The sequence below is a fragment of the Nonomuraea sp. AD125B genome (assembly GCF_041402765.1).
GTDB lineage: Bacteria > Actinomycetota > Actinomycetes > Streptosporangiales > Streptosporangiaceae > Nonomuraea > Nonomuraea bangladeshensis.
Window position 1 is genome coordinate 22,224 of the sequence record NZ_JBGLOU010000003.1, and the last position, 18,238, is coordinate 40,461.

An 18,238-nucleotide genomic window follows, 5' to 3' on the forward strand; every position below is an offset into this window, starting at 1 on the left:
CTCGGAATGGCCGCGACCGGCCTGGGTAGCGAACGACGCCTGACAGCAAAGACATCCATGTCACGGCGCGTGCCGAGGAGTGCTATCCATGAGCGAGTCAAACCCGATCAAGTCGGCGGTCGAGAAGGTCGTGGACACCGTCGCCCACCACGGTCACCCGGAGAAGGCCGAGATCCCCGGCGTGCCGAACAGCGAGCCGCCCTCGGTGGAGGAGCCGGTCGAGCCGCGCGAGCCGCTGGCGCCGAAGCCCGACCAGACGGGCCCGGACACCTTCTCCCCCACGGGGCAGCCGACGGGCGCGTCGCAGGACGCGATGGCGCAGGGCGGCGCGTTCCTCACCAGCGCCCAGGGGGTGCGGCTGCCCGACACCGACCACTCGCTCAAGGCCGGCCCGCGCGGCCCGGTGCTGCTGCAGGACTTCCACCTGCGCGAGAAGATCATGCACTTCGACCACGAGCGGATCCCTGAGCGGGTGGTGCACGCGCGCGGCTCGGCCGCCCACGGCGTCTTCCGTTCGTACGGCACCGCCGCGAACATCACCAAGGCCGCCTTCCTCGCCGAAGGGGTCGAGACGCCGGTCTTCGTGCGGTTCTCCACGGTGCTCGGCTCGCGCGGCTCGGCCGACACCGTACGCGACACCCGCGGCTTCGCGACCAAGTTCTACACCACCGAAGGCGTGTACGACCTGGTCGGCAACAACATCCCGGTCTTCTTCATCCAGGACGGCATCAAGTTCCCCGACGTCATCCACGCGGGCAAGCCGCACCCCGACCGGGAGATCCCGCAGGCGCAGAGCGCCCACGACACGTTCTGGGACTTCGTCTCCCTGCACACCGAGGCCACCCACCACACGATGTGGAACATGTCGGACCGCGGCATCCCCCGCTCCTTCCGGATGATGGAGGGCTTCGGCGTCCACACCTTCCGGCTGGTCAACGCCGAGGGCGCGACGACGCTGGTGAAGTTCCACTGGAAGCCGAAGCTCGGCGTGCACTCCCTGACGTGGGAGGAGGCCCAGCTCATCAACGGCGTGGACCCCGACTACCACCGGCGCGACCTCGCCGACGCGATCGAGGCGGGCGCGTACCCGCGGTGGGAGCTGGGCATCCAGACCTTCCCCGACACCCCTGACCAGATGTTCGAGGGCATCGACCTGCTCGACCCGACGAAGATCGTGCCGGAGGAGCTGGCGCCGGTCCAGCCGATCGGCCTGATGGAGCTCAACCGCAACCCCTCCAACTTCTTCGCCGAGACCGAGCAGGTCGCCTTCCACGCCGGCCACCTGGTGCCCGGCATCGACGTCACCGACGACCCGCTGCTGGCCGCCCGGCTGTTCTCCTACCTGGACACGCAGCTCACCCGGCTCGGCGGGCCCAACTTCCCGCAGATCCCGATCAACCGGCCGCACGCCCCGGTCAACGACATGCTGCGGGACGGCTTCCACCAGGACGCGGTGCACCGGGGGGTGGCGCCGTACCGGCCGAACTCGCTGGACGGCGGCTGTCCCTTCCAGGCGGGCGCGGCCGAGGGCGGCTACGTCGAGGTGCCGGTGGAGGTGGCGGGGCGGAAGGTGCGCGAGGCGCCCGCCTCGTACGCCGACCACTTCAGCCAGCCGCGGCTGTTCTGGCGCAGCATGTCTCCTGTCGAGAAGGAGCACATCATCGACGCCTACACCTTCGAGCTGGGCAAGTGCTACGAGCAGGCGGTGAAGGAGCGCCAGCTCAGGGTGCTGGCCAACATCGACCCGGTGCTGTGCCGCGAGGTCGCCCAAGGGCTGGGGCTGCCCGCGCCCGAGCCGACCGAGCCGCCGGCCGAGATCGCGCCGAGCCCCGCGCTGTCGCAGGTCGGCCGCGAGTGGCCGACCGACGGGCGGATCATCGGCATCGTCGCCGACGAGTCCTGCGACCTCGGCGTGGTCGGCGCGGTGCGGACGGCCGTGCTGGCCGCCGGCATGGTGCCGCTGATCGTCGCGCCGAAGGGCGGCATGCTGGGGACGATGCCGGTGCAGCGGACGTTCCTGACCGCGCGCTCGGTCGAGTTCGACGCCCTGCTGCTGGCGGGCGCGCCGGCGCCGGGCAAGGACGCCTTCGGGGCGCGCGACGCCAAGGCGGGCAACCTCCTGCCGGACGGGGGCGTGGACCCGCGCGTCGTGCTCATGGTCATGGAGGTCTACCGGCACGCCAAGGCGATCGGCGGCTGGGGCACGGCGGCGCGGGCGCTCACCCAGGCGGGCGTGCCCGAGCAGGCGCCCGGCGTGATCGTCGGCGAGGACGGCGAGCAGGTCCTGCGCGAGACGATCGGGCTGCTCGCGGCGCACCGGGTGTGGGAGCGGTTCCCGCCGGCCGCCTGACCGTACGGTACGGAGGGGGCCGGGTGCGCACCCGGCCCCCTCCGGCGTTTCCGCTCCGCACGTCAGGGCAAGAGCGGGCCCATGGATCAGTCACAGGCGCCTGTCCTCCAGGCATTGCAGGCCTATCACGACAGCGGGCAGCTCCCCTTCACCCCGCCGGGTCACAAGCAGGCGCGGGGGATCGATCCGAGGGTCGCCGAGGTGATGGGCGAGGCGGTCTTCCGCGACGACGTGCTGGTCACCGGCGGCCTGGACGACCGCTCGTCGTCGGGCGGCGTGCTGCAGCGGGCCGAGGAGCTCATGGCCGACGCCGTGGGCGCGTCGGCGACGTTCTTCTCCACCTGCGGCAGCTCCCTGTCGGTCAAGGCCGCGATGCTCGCGGTGGCGGGGCCCGGGGAGAAGCTGCTGCTCGGCAGGGACGCGCACAAGTCGGTGGTGGCCGAGCTGGTGCTGTCGGGCAGCGTCCCCGTGTGGGTGGAGCCCCGATGGGACACGGAGCTGCACCTGGCCCACGCGCCCGGCCCCGAGGCGTTCGCGGCGGCCTTCGACCGGCATCCCGACGCCAAGGGCGCGCTGGTCGTGACGCCCACCCCGTACGGGACCTGCACCGACCTCGCCGCGCTGGCCCGCCTGTGCCACGAGCGCGGCAAACCGCTCCTCGTGGACGAGGCGTGGGGCGCGCACCTGCCCTTCCACCCCGACCTGCCGACCTGGGCCATGGACGCGGGCGCGGACGTGTGCGTCACCAGCATCCACAAGATGGGCTCGGCCCTGGAGCAGAGCTCGGTGTTCCATCTGCAGGGCGACCTCGTCGCGCCGGAGCTGCTGAAGGAGCGCGCGGACCTGTTCAGCACCACCAGCCCCTCCGCGCTGATCTACGCCACGCTCGACGGCTGGCGGCGGCAGATGGTCGAGCACGGGCGCGAGCTGTACGACCGCGCGCTGAAGCTGGCCGAGGCGCTGCGCATCGAGATCGAGGCCATCGACGGCCTGCACGTGCACTCCCGTGAGGAGCTCTGCGGCGAGGGCAAGGCCTTCGACGCCGACCCGATGCAGCTCCTGGTGGACGTCAGCGGCCTCGGCACGGGCGGCTACCAGGCGACCGACTGGATGCGCGAGAACCACCGGATCAACCTGGGCCACTCCGACCACCGCCGGGTCGGCGTCCAGCTCACGCACGCCGACGACGAGGAGACCGTGGAACGGCTGCTGGCCGCGCTGCGGGACCTGAGCGCGCGGGCCGGCGAGCTGCCGCCCGCGCCGCGGGTGGAGATCCCGCCGCCGGGCGGGCTGCGGCTGGAGCAGGCCATGCGGCCCCGCGACGCCTTCTTCGCGCCGGTCGAGCACGTGCCCTGGCGGCAGGCCGCCGGGCGGGTCTCGGCCGAGCTCATCACGCCGTACCCGCCGGGCGTCCCCGCCGTGGTGCCGGGCGAGCGCCTGAACGGCGAGATCCTGCGCTACCTGCGGAGCGGGCTGGCGGGCGGCATGGTCGTCCCGGACGCGGCCGACTCCTCCCTCGACACGTTCCGGGTCGTGGCCGAAGAGGATCACGCCCGTTAAGTGGCCTTTTGCGACGTATGGGTAGGGGCGAAAACATGAGTCACAACACACCCGAGCATGACCCTCGTTCCCGTTTCGAGGACGAGGGCATCCCCGACCTGCAGGACGGCACGCCCCAGCAGCAGTGGGCGGTGGACCCGCAGGAGGCCCCGCTGCCGGCCGACCACCCGGTGGCCGTGGAGGACTTCGGCACCACCATCGACGAGCAGATCCAGGGCGAGTCGCTGAGCGGCCGGCTGGACCGCGAGGTTCCCGAGGACCAGCCGGTGTTCGGCGTGGCCGAGTCCGCCACGGCCGACCGGCTGCCCACCGACCAGGACGACGCGCCCGAGGTCGAGCGGGTGACCGAGGAGGGCGGCCTCGGCGTGGGCGCGGACCTGGACACGGGCTACGAGCGCGACGACGACGTGGACCCCGGCTGGGAGGCGCAGCCCGAGGAGCCCTCCGGCCAGGTCTGGGACGAGCCGCGCCGGGCCGGCCGGCTCGTCGCGCCCGACGAGGGAACACGCGCCGACGCCGAGGCCGACGAGATCGCCACGGAGGTGGGCCCGGACTCGGGCGGCTACAGCGCCGAAGAGGCCGCCATGCGGGTCGAGCCCGAGTGAGGAGGGGGCATGTCTGACGAGAAGCACACCACGGAGACACCTGCGGAACGCGAGCAACGCGACAAACGACGCGAGCAGGACCGGGGCACGACGTTCGACGCCGAGCTGCACAACATGGGCGGCGACGTCGGCCCCGCCTCGATCCGCGGCTCGAACCCGAGCCCCGGGTCCAAGCCCCGCGACGACGCCGAGCCGACGAGCGGCTACGCGACGCCGATGGGGTACACCACCGGCCGCGACGACGAATGGCCCGTGACCGCGGGCTCCGACGAGAAGGCCGTCGCGGCGCGTACCGACGAGATCGAGGACCACGTCGCCACCTACGGCCCGAGCCCGCACCCCATGCCGCCCGACCGGCTGGAGCCGCAGGGCGAGGGCGGCGACCCCGGCTTCCGCGTCACCGGCCCGGTGAACGAGGCCGAGCACGGCATGGTGATCGACGACGAGGGCGAGCCGCCCTCGGAGCCGGAGCCCGGCCTGCCCGGCGGCGAGCACATCGGCGCGGGCGTGGACTGGGTGGCCTCCGACGAGGACGACCCGGACGGCGGCTCCGGCCGCACGGCCGACGACGACGGCGGCTACCTGCCCGGCGAGGGCACCGGCCGCCCCTACTGACGGACGACAGGAGGAAGGGCGGAGATGGCGGAGCTGCTGACGGGGGACTTCTACGCGTTCGAGGAGCTGCTGGCCGGCGAGGAGCGCGAGACGCTGCTGCGGGTGCGGGAGTTCCTGCGCGAGAAGGTCGTCCCCATCGCCAACGACTACTGGGCCCGCGCGGAGTTCCCCACCCACCTGGTGAAGGAGTACGCCTCGCTCGGGATCGCCGGCCTCGCCTTCGAGGAGCTGCCGGGGCCGAAGCCGAGCAGCCTGCTCAGCGGCTTCCTCGCGATGGAGATGGCGCACGCCGACCCGTCGATGGCCACCTTCTACGGCGTGCACACGGGGCTCGCCATGGGCAGCATCGCCGCCTGCGGCTCGGCCGAGCAGCGGGCGCGCTGGCTGCCCGCGATGAGCGCGATGGAGCAGATCGGCGCGTTCGCGCTGACCGAGCCGGACGGGGGCTCGGACGTGTCCGGCGGCATGCGCACCACGGCCCGGCGGGAGGGCGACACGTGGGTGCTGGACGGGGCCAAGCGGTGGATCGGCAACGCCACCTTCGCCGACCTCGTCGTGGTCTGGGCCCGCGACGCGGACGACGGGCACGTCAAGGGCTTCGTGGTGGAGAAGGGCACGCCCGGCTTCACCGCCACCAAGATCGAGAACAAGATGGCGCTGCGGTCGGTCCAGAACGCCGACATCACGCTCGACGGCTGCCGGGTGCCCGAGGCGAACCGGCTGGAGGGCGCCAACTCCTTCCGCGACACGGCCGGCATCCTGCGCCGTACCCGCAGCGGGGTGGCCTGGCAGGCGGTCGGCGTGATGCTGGCCGCGTACGAGATCGCCCTCGCCTACGCGAAGGAGCGCGAGCAGTTCGGCCGGCCGATCGGCAAGTTCCAGCTCGTGCAGGACCTGCTGGTGCGGATGCTCGGCAACGCCACGGCCTCGCTCGGCATGGTGGTGCGGCTGGCCCAGCTCCAGGACGCCGGCACCTACCGCGACGAGCACTCGGCGCTGGCCAAGGCGTACTGCACGACGCGGATGCGGGAGGTCGTCGGCTGGGCGCGTGAGCTGCTCGCGGGCAACGGCATCGTGCTCGACTACGACATCGGCCGCTTCGTGGCCGACGCCGAGGCGCTCTACTCCTACGAGGGCACCCGCGAGATCAACACCCTCATCGTGGGCCGCGCGGTGACGGGGCTGAGCGCCTTCGTGTGATGGGCCCGGCCGCTCCCCGAGCCACCGCGCGGGGTGCTCGTGGGAGCGGTCAGCACGAGGATCACCGCCGACAGCAGGCTCAGGACGACCACGACGAGCAGCACGCCCACCATCTGGCGGTTGCTCACGTAGCAGGCGTAGCGCTGCGGCCCCTGGCGGTTCAGCGCGTCGATCCGGCGCGTGAAGCCGGGGTCGCCGCAGCGCAGGTCCCGCTCGATCTCCGCCAGCAGCCGCCGCTCGCGGTCGGACAGGCTCACCGCTCGATGCCGGCGCCGCTCTCCGGGCCCGGCAGCTCGTCCTCCTCGTGGCGGCGGTAGGAGGTGTGCGGGTGGTGCATGTCGAACGCCGGCCGCTCCGAGCGGATCATCGGCATGCTCACGAAGTTGTGCCGGGGCGGCGGGCAGGAGGTGGCCCACTCCAGCGAGTTGCCGTACCCCCACGGGTCGTCCACCGTGACGCGCGGTGAGCGCCGGGCCGTCCACCAGACGTTGTAGAGGAACGGCAGCGTCGACAGGCCCAGGATGAACGCGCCGACGGAGGAGATCTCGTTGAGCGTGGTGAACCCGTCGGCGGCGCTGTAGTCGGCGTAGCGGCGCGGCATGCCCAGGACACCGATCCAGTGCTGCACCAGGAACGTGGTGTGGAAGCCGATGAACAGCAGCCAGAAGTGCCACTTGCCGATGCGGTCGTTGAGCATCCTGCCGGTCATCTTCGGCCACCAGAAGTAGAACCCGGCGAACATGGCGAACACCACGGTCCCGAACACCACGTAGTGGAAGTGCGCGACGACGAAGTAGGAGTCAGTCAGGTGGAAGTCCAGCGGCGGCGAGCCGAGGATGACCCCGGTCAGCCCGCCGAGCAGGAAGGTGATGAGGAACCCGATCGCGAACATCATCGGCGTCTCGAACGACAGATGCCCGCGCCACATCGTGCCGACCCAGTTGAAGAACTTCACGCCTGTCGGCACCGCGATGAGGAACGTCATGAACGAGAAGAACGGCAGCAGCACCTGCCCGGTGGCGAACATGTGGTGCGCCCACACCGTCATCGACAGCCCCGCGATGGCCACGGTCGCGCCCACCAGCCCCACGTAGCCGAAGATCGGCTTGCGGCTGAAGACCGGGATGACCTCGGTGATGATGCCGAAGAACGGCAGCGCGATGATGTAGACCTCGGGATGGCCGAAGAACCAGAACAGGTGCTGCCAGAGCATCGGCCCACCGTAGGCCGGCTCGTAGACGTGCGTGCCGAGCTTGCGGTCGGCCTCCAGCGCGAGCAGCGCCGCCGTCAGCACCGGGAACGCCATGAGCACGAGCATGCTGGTCAGCAGCACGTTCCAGGTGAAGATCGGCATCCGGAACATGCTCAGGCCCGGCGCGCGCATGCAGATGATGGTGGTGAAGAAGTTCACCGAGCCGAGGATCGTGCCGAGACCGGACAACGCCAGGCCCATCACCCACAGGTCGCCGCCCTGGCCGTGGCTGTAGGTGGCGCGCGACAGCGGCGTGTACCCGGTCCACCCGAAGTCGGGCGAGCCGAAGTTGGTGAAGATGGCGCTGAACACGATCAGTCCGCCGAACAGGAACAGCCAATAGCTGACCGCGTTCAGCCGGGGGAAGGCCACGTCCGGCGAGCCGACCTGGAGCGGCATGATCACGTTCGCGAAGCCCGCGAACAGCGGCGTGGCGAACAGCAGCAGCATCGCCGTGCCGTGCAGGGTGAAGAGCTGGTTGTACGCCTGCTGGCTCACCACCTGCAGGCCCGGCCGGGCCAGCTCGGCGCGGATGATCAGCGCCATGATCCCGGCCAGGGTGAAGAAGGCGAACGACGTGATGAGGTAGAGGTAGCCGATCACCTTGTGGTCGGTGCTCGTCAGCCACGACACGATCACCGCGCCCTTGCGGTGGTGGCGCACGGGCGCCAGCGGTGAGGTCAGCGGCTCCTCGCCAGGCCGGTACGTCGTCATCGCCACTCTCCGTCATGCGGGCGCCACGGGTCGAACATCCGGTACCCGTGGCTTCTGACGGAAATCGCCTGATTACCGAGCGCGACCGAAGTCCTTGCGACCGGTTGGGCGGTACTCGACCGTTCTGAGCTGATGTGAGAGCCAGTCCACCACTTTGGCCACGAAACTGATCCGATTGGCGACCTGCCGGATCTCGTGACCCTCGTCGTCGAAGAACAGCGCCTCGCAGGGCAGGCCCAGCGCGCGGGCCGCGGCGAGGACCTGCTCGGCCTCGTACAGCGGCACGTTCGTGTCCGCGGCGCCGTGCACGAGCAGGAGCGGCGCGGCCAGCCGGTCGAGCGCGCGCAGCGGCGACAGGGCGCGCAGCAGGTCGCGGTCGGCTTCCGGGTGGCCGTACTCGCTGTAGGCGGCCTCGGCGATCCACGGCTCGGTGCGGGCGTAGAAGGTCTCGAAGTCGGCGATGCCGGCCACGTCCACGCCCGCACGGAAGAGGCCGGGATGGGCGACCAGCGCGGCCAGCGTCAGATAGCCGCCGTACGACCAGCCCATGCAGGCCAGCCGGCCGGGATCGGCCAGCCCCAGGCGGACCAGCTCGGCCGCGCAGTCGGCCACGTCCTCGATGGCCCGGAAGCGCAGCGCCCCGTCGTCCGCCCGGCGGAAGGCGCGGCCGTGCCCGCCGGAGCCGCGCACGTTCGGGGCGAACACCCCGATCCCGGCGGCCAGCAGGTTCTGGAACAGCGGGTTGAACGTCGGCCGCTCCTCGTCCTCCGGGCCGCCGTGCAGGTAGAGCGCGTACGGAGCGGGCCCGGTCACGTGCGGCGGCCGGTACAGCCAGGCGGTCAGCTCCAGCCCGTCGCGGGCGCGCAGGCGTACCGGCTCGGCCCCGGCCGCCGCCGGCAACGGACCGGCCCCCGCCACCCGCCGGTAGCGGCCCGTGCCGAGGTCGCACACCAGCACATGGGACGGCTCCTCCGGGCTCTCGGCGGCGAGCGCGGCCAGGGTGCCGTGCCAGGAGAGGCGGGCCGAGGTGACCACGGCGGCGGGCGGCGGCGGCAACGGCCGCAGCTCCCCCCGGCCCAGGTCCAGGAGGTCCAGCTCGGAGCGGCCGTACCGGTTCCAGACCAGCAGCGCCCGGCGGCCGTCCGCGCTCAGCGCGAACCGGTCCAGCTCCGCGTCCTCGCGCTCGGCCAGCACCTCCGCCGGAGCCAGCGCGCCGCGCCGGGCGGCCAGCAGCGCGGCACGGTCACGGCCGGCGTCGGTGACCAGATAGGCGGTGCGGCCGTCCGGCGACAGCACGCCGAGGTCGGTGGTGCCGGTCAGGCCGGGCAGCAGCGGCTGCTCCACGCCGTTCGCGAGGTCGGCCACGTACATCCGGCGCGCGCCGCGCGGGCCGCGCCGCAGCAGCATCCTGGAATGGTCGCGGCTCACCGCGGCCGGCCACAGCAGGTGGCCGGCGGCGATCGGCCTGCGCCCGCCGGTGACGGCGTCCACCAGGACGGCGCTGGTCACGCCGTCGGCGGCGGTCTCGGCGACGAGCAGCGTCTCACCGCGCCCGGTCCAGCGCACCATCGACGCCGACCCGCCGGGCGGCGCCGCCAGCGTGCGCAGGTCGCCGCCGTGCGTCTGCACGGCCTCCACCTGCGTGTGCTCCCCGCCGCCCGGCGCGACCAGCACGGCCAGGTGCCCGCCCGTGGGCGCCCAGCTCACGTCCACGACCGGCTGCGGCCCGGTGTCCACCGGCCACGCCTCGGCCCCGTCCCGCAACGGCTGCACCCAGACCTTGGGATGGCCGTCGCGGTCGCTGACATAGGCCACGGCGCTGTCGTCGGGGGCCAGCGCCGGCGCGAGGCAGCTCTCCGCGGTCAGACTGGCAGGCGAGGGAACGTGGGCGAGCCCGCCCAGATCCGGCGTCATGCGCCCCCTCATACCCCGTGGGCCTGCAGCCACATTTCGAGCAGGCCGAGCTGCCAGAGCGGGTTCACGCCGGTCGGTGTGCCGTCGGCGTCGGGGTCGGCGAGCAGGCGGGCGACGTAGTCGGGGCGGAACAGGCCGCGCTCGCGGGCCGCCCGGCTGGTCAGCGCGTCGCGTACCAGGTCCAGGACACGTCCGTCCACGTGCCGGATGGCCGGCACCGGGAAGTAGCCCTTGGGCCGGTCGATGACGTCGGCGGGCAGCAGGCGGCGGGCGGCGTCCTTGAGCACGCCCTTGCCGCCGTGCGCCAGCTTCAGCTCGGCGGGGCAGGCCGCGGCCAGCTCGACCAGCTCGTGGTCCAGGAACGGGGTGCGGGCCTCCAGCCCGTGCGCCATCGTCATGTTGTCCACCCGTTTGACCGGGTCGTCCACCAGCATGGCGGTGGTCTCCAGGCGCAGCACGGCGTCGAGCGCGGTGTCGGCGCCCGGCCTGGCCAGGTGCTCGCGGACGAACGCGCCGCTCGCGTCGTGGTCCAGCAGATAGCCGGGCGCGAGGACGCGGGCCAGCTCGCCGTGCGGGCGGTCGAAGAACTCGCGGGCGTAGACCTCGGCGGCCCGCTCGCGCGGCACGTCCGCCAGCGGCGGGAACCAGCGGTAGCCGGCGAACACCTCGTCGGCGCCCTGGCCCGACTGCACCACCTTGACGTGCTGGGCGACCTCCTCCGACAGCAGGTAGAAGGCGACGCAGTCGTGGCTGACCATCGGCTCGCTCATGGCCAGCACCGCCCGCTCCAGGCCGTCGACGAGGCGGCCGTCCGGGATGCGGATGCGGTGGTGTGCGGTGCCGAAGCGCTCGGCCACCAGGTCAGAGTAGGCGAACTCGTCGCCCTTCTCGCCGCCCGCCGCCTCGAAGCCGATGCTGAACGTGGCCAGCCCCTCCTGCCCCTGCTCGGCCAGCAGCGCCACGATGAGGCTGGAGTCCAGGCCGCCGGACAGCAGCACGCCCACCGGCACGTCGGCCACCATGCGGCGGCGCACCGCCGCGCGCAGCGCGTCCAGGACGGCCTCTCGCCACTCGTCGGCGTCGAGGCCGGCGTGCTCGGGCAGCGCGCCTCGGGTGTAGGGCGGGTCCCAGTAGCGGTGCTCGCGGCTCGTGCCGTCCGGCTCGACCACGCGGACGGTCGCGGCGGGCAGCTTGCGCACCCCGGCGAGGATCGTACGCTCGCCCGGCACCAGCGCGTGGAAGGTCATGTAGTGGTGCAGGGCCACCGGGTCGACGCGGGTGTCCACGTCGCCGGCGGCCAGCAGGGCGGGCAGCGAGGAGGCGAAGCGCAGCCGGCGGCCGTCCTCGGCCAGGTACATCGGCTTGATGCCGAGCCGGTCGCGGCCCAGCACCACGCGGCCGGTGTCGCGCTCGGCGACGGCGAAGGCGAACATGCCCTTGAAGCGCTCGACGCAGGCGGTGCCCCATCGGTGGTAGGCCTTCAGCAGCACCTCGGTGTCGGAGGTGGAGTAGAAGTCGTAGCCGTCGCGGCGCAGCTCGTCGCGGAGCTCGGCGTAGTTGTAGAGGCAGCCGTTGAACACCACCGTCAGCCCCAGCTCGCCGTCCACCATCGGCTGGGCCGCCTTGTCCGACAGGTCGATGATCTTCAGGCGGCGGTGGCCCAGCGCGACCGGGCCCTGCGACCACAACCCCGAGCCGTCGGGCCCTCGGTCGTGCATCGCCTCCGTCATCCGGTCCACCGCGGCGATGTCCGCCTCCTCGTCGTCGAAGCGGATCTCACCGCACAGGCCGCACATTACGAAAGTCCTCCTTGTCGTCAGACCGCCGGCCGGTGATCGGGCCTGGGGTCGATATGGGGGTCGGTATGGGGGTCGGTCCGGGGATCGGAATGGGAGCCGGGCCGGGGGCCGGCGTGGGAGTCGGTCCGCAGCTCGGTCTGGTGGCCGGGCTGGTGGTCCGGCCGAGGGTCGGCCTGGTGGTCCGGCCGAGGGTCGGTTCGGTGGTCCGGCCGAGGGTCGGTTCGGTGGTCGGTCTGGTGGCCGGGCTGGGGGTCGGTCCGGTGGACGGTCTGGTGGTCAGGCCCAGGGGTGGGCTCGGGTCCGGGGTCGAGCCGGTGATCAGGCTCAGGCTCGGGATCGGGGCCGGGCCGGGCGTCGGGCCGATGGTCGGGGCGGGGGTCGGATGGGGTTGGGGACCAGTCGCAGGAGCGGGTTTCGGCGAGCAGGAGGTCCACGACGTCCTCAAGGCGGCCGCGCCGGGCGTGGGCCGCCCGCTGCCGCGCCGCCGAGCTGCCGCGCGCCGACGCCTGCCGGGCCAGGGCCGAGACCAGCTCCCAGTCGCCCGCTTCCACGAGGTGCGGGCGTGCCCGGTCTAGCAGGCGCGCGATCACCTCGGCCGCAGGGCGCGGCACCCCTTCCACCGGATCGACCAGCTCGCCCTCCAGCCCCGAGCGCGCCGCCTGCCAGGTCGCCGCGCGTACCGCCTCCAGGCGCACCTCGCGCCCGTCCCCTCGGCGGGCCGCCTCCAGCTCGGTGGCGACCAGCGCGCGGAACAGCCCGGCGATCAGCACGACGTCCGACAGCCGCGGGCAGGAGTCGCAGATGCGCAGCTCGACCGTGGGCAGGTGACAGGAGGGCCGGATGTCGAAGTAGATCATCCCGGGGTCGGCGATGACCCCGGAGCGGATCAGCGTGTCGATCATCTGCTGGTACTCGGCCGCCGAGCCGTAGGACGCCATCGGGCCGGTCGTGGGCCAGCGCTGCCACACGAGGGTGCGGTAGCTGGCGTAGCCGGTGTCGGCGGCGTCCCAGAACGGGGAGCTGGCGCTGAGCGCCAGCAGCGGCGGCAGCCACGGCGCGAGCCGGTGCGCGACGGCCACGGCCAGCTCCCGGTCACGTACCTCGGCATGCACGTGCATGCCGCAGATGAGCTGCTCGCGGGTGAGCACCTGGAAGTCGATGAGCATCCGCTCGTAGCGCGGGTCGGGGAAGATCTTGAGCTGGTCCTCGTCCACGAGCTGCGGGCTGCCCGCGGCCACGACGCCGAGGCCGAGCGCCTCCGCCTCGCGGACCAGCGCGGCGCGCATGCCGCACAGGTCGCCGGCCAGGTCGGTCAGACCACGGAAGGGCAGGCTGTTGGACTCCACCATCGAGCGCTGCAGCTCGTGCGTGAATCGGGCAGGGGGCAGCGCCTCCAGCAGCAGTCCCGACCGGGCCGCCAGGTGGCGGGTCCGCAGGTCCACGACGTGAAACTCCTCCTCCACCCCCACTTTGACGGGCTCTCCTGGCTTCGGCACGGCCATCACCCCCGACATCGCGCCTTAAAGGGTGACACTCCCCCATAAATCGCAGGTTTAGCATCGTCCTTAATCAGATGCCTCCGAGGAGACCCCCGCCTTCAGGCGAGGGAGGAATCGGACTCCTGCGCAGCAGGGCAGGAGCAGGCGGTGCGCCGTCAGGCGAACCGCCGTCGTCTTTTGGAATCGGCCGGTGCGCGAGTGATCTCGCACATAAAATCGAAAGGTGGCGCAGCTGGTGAAGCGGGCCTACAAGTACCGCTTCTATCCGACCCCCGAACAGGCCGAAGAGCTTGTCCGGACGTTCGGCTGCGTGCGCCTGGTCTACAACAAAGCACTCGAAGAGCGGACCCGCGCCTACAAGCTGGAAGGCCGCGGCGTCTCCTACACCGAGTCGTCGGCGACGCTGACCGCGTGGAAGAAGACGCCCGAGCTGGCGTTCTTGTGTGAGGTGTCGTCGGTGCCGTTGCAGCAGGCGCTGCGGCATCTGCAGGCGGCGTTCGCGAACTTCTTCGCCCGCCGCGCGAAGTACCCGACGTTCAAGAGCAAGAAGAGGTCGCGGGCGTCGGCCGAATACACCCGCTCGGCGTTCCGCTGGCGCGACGGCCGGCTCACCCTGGCCAAGATGAGCGCGCCGCTGGACATCGTATGGTCGCGCCCGCTGCCCGAGGGAGCCGAGCCGTCCACGGTCACCGTGAGCCGGGACCCGGCCGGGCGCTGGTTCGTCTCCCTCCTGGTCGAGGAGAAGATCACACCCTTGCCGCCCGTCGAGCGGTCGACGGGCCTGGACGCCGGCCTTGTCGCGCTGCTCACGATGTCGTGCGGCGAGAAGATCGCCAACCCGCGTCACGAGCGTCGCGAGCGGCGCAGGCTGGCCAAGGCACAGCGGGCGCTGGCCCGCAAACAGAAGGGGTCGAACAACCGGGCCAAGGCCCGGCTGCGCGTGGCGAAGATCTACGCCCGGGTCGCCGACCGGCGCCGGGACTACCTGCACAAGGTCACCACACGGCTGGTACGCGAAAATCAAGTGATCGCCGTGGAGGACCTGGCCGTCCGCAACCTGCTCAAGAACCATGCCCTGGCCCGTGCCATCTCCGATGCCGGCTGGCGGGAACTGCGGTCCATGCTGGAGTACAAGACGGACTGGTACCGCCGCACGCTGGCGGTCGTGGACCGCTTCTTTCCCTCCTCCAAGTTGTGCTCGGTCTGCGGGACCCTGCGGGAAGAGATGCCGTTGAGCGTCCGGGTGTGGGTCTGTGCGTGTGGCGCGGTCCATGACCGGGAGGTGAACGCAGCCGGGAACATGCTGCTCGCCGCCGGGCTGGCGGAGAGCTGAAACGCCTGTGGAGCTGGTGTAAGACCTCAACGAGACTCCTCTCGGGCGGGCGATCGGCGGTGAAGCAGGAAGACCGAGCGGCGACGATCGGAACCCCCTCGTTAACGAGGGGGAGGATGTCAAGGCCTAGACTCCGACGAATGTCCTTGCCCCCTGCCCGGCTGGCCTGGCTGGACGCCCTCCGGGGGCCGGCGGCGCTGGCCGTCACCGCGCACCACGGCGGCTGGACCTTCGTCCCCGCCCTCTACGCCGTCGTCGACGCGCGCGTCGATCTGGGCACGTGGGGGGTGTTCGTGTTCTTCCTGGTGAGCGGCTACATCATCCCCGCCTCGCTGGAGCGGCGCGGCGACGTACGCGGCTTCTGGACCGGCCGTGCCTTCCGCCTCCTCCCGCTCCTGCTCACCGCCTGCTGCGCGGCGCTCCTGCTGGCCGCCGCCGGGCTGGTCCCGCTCTCCTCCGGGCTCGGCTCCCGCCCGCTCCCCCTCGTCGCGCTCGGCAACGTGGCGATGCTCCAGGAGCTGCTCAACCTGCCCGCCGTCGTGTCCGTGACCTGGACGCTGTCGTACGAGATGGCGTTCTACCTCATCAGCGTGGCCCTCTACGTGACCGGCCGGGCCCGCAGGTCAGCGGGGATCTCCGTGGCCCTGGCGGTCGCCGCCGTGCCGTTAGGGCTCTTAATGCCGCGCGCCGTGATCGGCCGTGGCGACCTGCTCGCCGCGCTGCTCTGCCTCGCCGTGGTGGCCGCCGTCGTGGTGACCGCGCTGGCGGGCGGCCGGGCCCGTACGGCGGCCGCCGTCACGGGCGGCCTGCTCGGCCTCGCGCTGGTGGTCGCCGGCAGCCGGGGCGGCACCTGGCAGGGCGTGATCATCCTGGCCGCCATGTTCGCGGGCACCGCCGTGTACCGGGCCGAACGCGGCGAGATCCCGTGGCGCGCGGCGGCCGTCGCCGTGGCGGCCGTGCTCGGCTGCGGGATCGCGGCCAAGGACGACCCCGGCTGGGCGCCGGCGCTCGTGCTGGCCTTCGCCGTGTTCGGGCTGGCGTTCGCGCTGCGCGGGCGGGCCTTCCCGCGCTGGCTGACCTGGCTCGGCGTGGTCAGCTTCTCGCTCTACCTGCTGCATCCGCTCCTGCTGCACCTCGCGCCCGACATCTGGGTGTACTACCTCGTGCTCGTCCCGTTGAGCGGGGTGACGTACCGCCTGATCGAGGCGCCGGCGCAGCGGCTGGGACGGCGGCTGCGCCGGCCGCAGAACGCCTAGATTGTCCCCATGCCCCTGACCCTCCGCGATCTCAACCGCGCCACCCTGGCCCGGCAGTTCCTGCTGCGCCGGGAGGCGCTGGACGTCGCCCCCGCCGTCCGCCGCCTGGTGGGGCTGCAGGCGCAGCAGCCCGCCTCGCCCTACCTCGCGCTCTGGAACCGGCTCGCCGGGTTCGACCCGGCCGCGCTGGACGCGGCGTTCGCCGACGGCTCGCTGGTGAAGGCCACGCTCATGCGGATCACCCTGCACGTGGTGCACGCCGACGACCATCCGGCCATGCACCTCGCCATGCGGCGGACATTGCGGGGCTCGCGGCTCGGCGACCGGCGCTTCGCCGAGACCGGCCTCACGCCCGCCGAGGCCGACGCTCTCGTGCCTGACCTGCTGGCCTTCGCCGCCGACCGGCCGCGTACGGGCGCCGAGATCGAGGCGTGGATCGCCGAGCGCGCGCCCCTGTCGCCGAAGGGCGTGCTGCGGGTGATGCGCTCGATCGCGCCGCTGCGGCACGCGCCGACCGGAGGGGCGTGGTCGTTCGGGCCGCGGCCCGCGTACCTGGCCGCCCGGCCAGGCTCCGTCCCCGGGGACGAGGACGACTGCCTGCGGGAGCTCACCCTGCGCTATCTGGAGGCGTTCGGGCCCGCTTCGGTGCTGGACGTGGCCCAGTTCGCGCTGGTCCACCGGCCACGGGCGCGCGCGGCCCTCCAGGCGCTGTCCGACCGGCTGGAGCGCCTGGAGGGGCCGGACGGCACCGAGCTGTTCGACGTGCCGGGAGCGCCGCGGCCCGGCGGGGACACGCCCGCCCCGCCCCGGCTCATGGCCATGTGGGACAACCTGCTGCTCGCCCACGCCGACCGGGCCCGCGTCATCCCGCCCGCGTACCGCAAGCTGGTCATCCGCGCCAACGGCGACGTCCTGCCCACGCTGCTGGTGGACGGCCAGGTGGCCGGGGTGTGGCGGCCGGCGGAGGGCGGCATCGAGGCGTCCGCCTTCCACCCGCTGCCCGAGACGACGTGGGACGGGCTCGCCGCCGAGGCCAGGGAGCTGCTGGCGCTGCTGGCCGGCCGCGACCCGCGCGTGTACCTGAGTTACGCCCGCTGGTGGGGCGCCCTTCCGGCGGCCGAGGTACGCATCCTGCCGGCCTGACCGCGTTTGGCCCGCCCGTGGCGGGGCACCGGGGCGGTCCCTGGGAGGAGTGGGATGGCGCGCAGGCTGCTGGCGATGGGCAACTCGGCCGCGGGCGGGGACGACGAGGCGACCCGCCGGGCGGTGCTCGGCGTGCTCGGGGGCGGGGCGGACGTGGTCTTCCGCGCCCTGGAACGGCCGGACGACCTGGATCGGGCGCTCGCCGAACACCCCGACCGCGAGCCCGTGGTGCTCGGCGGCGACGGCACCCTGCACCGGGTGGTGGCGGCGCTGCTGGCCCGCGGCGAGCTGGAGCGCCGCCCGGTGGGCCTGATCCCGGTGGGCACCGGCAACGACCTGGCCCGCACGCTCGGCATCCCCCTGGACCCGGAGGAAGCCGCCCGCGTCGTCCTGGACGGCACGCCCCGCCCACTGGACCTGCTCGTCGAGGACCCGCCCGGCGAGAACGGACGCGCCGGGGACGCGGCCGGCGGGAGCGGGGGGATCGTGATCAATGCCGTGCACGTCGGCGTCGGTGCGGAGGCCAGCCGGCGGGCGACGCCGCTCAAGCCGGTCCTGCGCCGGGCCGCGTACGCCGCCGGCGCGCTGCTCGCGGGCGTGCGCAGCAAGGGCTGGCGGCTCCGGGTGCGCGTGGACGGCGAGCTGGTCGCCGACGGGCGGCGGCGGGTCCTCATGGTGGGCGTCGGCAACGGCGCCTCGATCGGCGGCGGCACTCCCCTGGCCCCCGAGGCGCGCCCCGACGACGGCCTCGCCGACGTGATCGTCTCCTACGCGGTCTCGCCGTGGGGGCGGCTGGCGTACGGGGTGCTGCTGCGGCTCGGCCGGCACCCCGAGCGGGACGACGTGGCGACGTTCCGGGGACGCGCGGTCGTGGTCGAGGGCGAGCCGGTGCCCGCCAACGCCGACGGCGAGCTGTTCCCGCCCGCTCCGCGCCGCTCCTGGACCCTCCGCCCGGCCGCCTGGCGGATCGTCGCGCCGCGTTCCTGACCGCGTTCCTG

The 18,238-nt window shown here is 72.8% G+C and carries 13 protein-coding genes and 1 pseudogene; 9 read left to right on the forward strand and 5 right to left on the reverse strand.

Annotation, left to right across the window (positions count from 1 at the left end):
* The first annotated feature begins 88 nt into the window (after positions 1-88).
* The 5 genes from ACBR40_RS09445 to ACBR40_RS09465 all read left to right on the forward strand — a co-directional run bounded on the left by ACBR40_RS09445 (position 89) and on the right by ACBR40_RS09465 (position 6,330).
* The gene (locus ACBR40_RS09445) at positions 89-2,350 is read left to right on the forward strand and encodes a catalase (protein ID WP_371248381.1); all 2,262 of its coding nucleotides are present in this window, start codon (positions 89-91) and stop codon (positions 2,348-2,350) included.
* 81 nt (positions 2,351-2,431) lie between these two features.
* The gene (locus ACBR40_RS09450) at positions 2,432-3,910 is read left to right on the forward strand and encodes an aminotransferase class I/II-fold pyridoxal phosphate-dependent enzyme (RefSeq protein WP_371248382.1); all 1,479 of its coding nucleotides are present in this window, start codon (positions 2,432-2,434) and stop codon (positions 3,908-3,910) included.
* A gap of 35 nt (positions 3,911-3,945) precedes the next feature.
* Positions 3,946-4,515, forward strand: a complete 570-nt coding sequence (locus tag ACBR40_RS09455) for a DUF5709 domain-containing protein (RefSeq protein ID WP_344207022.1) — start codon at positions 3,946-3,948, stop codon at positions 4,513-4,515.
* Between the two features lie 9 nt (positions 4,516-4,524).
* Positions 4,525-5,130, forward strand: coding sequence for a hypothetical protein (locus ACBR40_RS09460; RefSeq protein ID WP_344207021.1), 606 nt, complete (start codon positions 4,525-4,527; stop codon positions 5,128-5,130).
* Between the two features lie 24 nt (positions 5,131-5,154).
* Positions 5,155-6,330 (forward strand): acyl-CoA dehydrogenase family protein, encoded by a 1,176-nt coding sequence (locus tag ACBR40_RS09465; RefSeq protein WP_344207020.1) that lies wholly within the window; start codon positions 5,155-5,157, stop codon positions 6,328-6,330.
* Here the strand turns inward: ACBR40_RS09465 and ACBR40_RS09470 are convergent.
* The 5 genes from ACBR40_RS09470 to ACBR40_RS09490 all read right to left on the reverse strand — a co-directional run bounded on the left by ACBR40_RS09470 (position 6,258) and on the right by ACBR40_RS09490 (position 13,505).
* Complete coding sequence (locus ACBR40_RS09470; RefSeq protein ID WP_371248383.1) at positions 6,258-6,587, reverse strand: DUF3040 domain-containing protein; 330 nt, start codon at positions 6,585-6,587, stop codon at positions 6,258-6,260. The genes ACBR40_RS09465 and ACBR40_RS09470 overlap by 73 nt on opposite strands.
* Positions 6,584-8,296 carry a cytochrome c oxidase subunit I gene (gene ctaD, locus ACBR40_RS09475; protein ID WP_344207018.1) on the reverse strand — a complete coding sequence of 571 codons (1,713 nt, stop codon included), beginning with the start codon at positions 8,294-8,296 and terminating at the stop codon, positions 6,584-6,586. Before ctaD ends, ACBR40_RS09470 begins: the two co-directional genes overlap by 4 nt.
* Positions 8,297-8,368: 72 nt before the next feature.
* Positions 8,369-10,210, reverse strand: a complete 1,842-nt coding sequence (locus ACBR40_RS09480; RefSeq protein ID WP_344207017.1) for a prolyl oligopeptidase family serine peptidase — start codon at positions 10,208-10,210, stop codon at positions 8,369-8,371.
* A gap of 8 nt (positions 10,211-10,218) precedes the next feature.
* Positions 10,219-12,006: an N-acetylglutaminylglutamine amidotransferase gene (locus tag ACBR40_RS09485; RefSeq protein ID WP_344207016.1), complete on the reverse strand. Its 1,788-nt coding sequence runs from the start codon at positions 12,004-12,006 to the stop codon at positions 10,219-10,221.
* A gap of 20 nt (positions 12,007-12,026) precedes the next feature.
* Positions 12,027-13,505 (reverse strand): glutamate--cysteine ligase, encoded by a 1,479-nt coding sequence (locus tag ACBR40_RS09490; protein ID WP_371248384.1) that lies wholly within the window; start codon positions 13,503-13,505, stop codon positions 12,027-12,029.
* A 226-nt stretch (positions 13,506-13,731) separates the two neighbouring features.
* On the opposite strand from ACBR40_RS09490, the pseudogene ACBR40_RS09495 reads away from it, so the two are divergent.
* The 4 genes and pseudogenes from ACBR40_RS09495 to ACBR40_RS09510 form a co-directional block, all read left to right on the forward strand.
* A pseudogene (locus tag ACBR40_RS09495) lies at positions 13,732-14,927 on the forward strand (RNA-guided endonuclease InsQ/TnpB family protein); the annotation flags it as partial.
* 54 nt (positions 14,928-14,981) lie between these two features.
* The gene (locus tag ACBR40_RS09500) at positions 14,982-16,097 is read left to right on the forward strand and encodes an acyltransferase family protein (protein WP_371248678.1); all 1,116 of its coding nucleotides are present in this window, start codon (positions 14,982-14,984) and stop codon (positions 16,095-16,097) included.
* A 9-nt stretch (positions 16,098-16,106) separates the two neighbouring features.
* The gene (locus ACBR40_RS09505) at positions 16,107-17,240 is read left to right on the forward strand and encodes a winged helix DNA-binding domain-containing protein (protein WP_371248385.1); all 1,134 of its coding nucleotides are present in this window, start codon (positions 16,107-16,109) and stop codon (positions 17,238-17,240) included.
* Positions 17,241-17,294: 54 nt separating this feature from the next.
* Entirely contained in the window at positions 17,295-18,227 is a 933-nt protein-coding gene (locus ACBR40_RS09510; RefSeq protein ID WP_371248386.1) for a diacylglycerol kinase family protein, read from the forward strand.
* Positions 18,228-18,238: the final 11 nt, after the last annotated feature.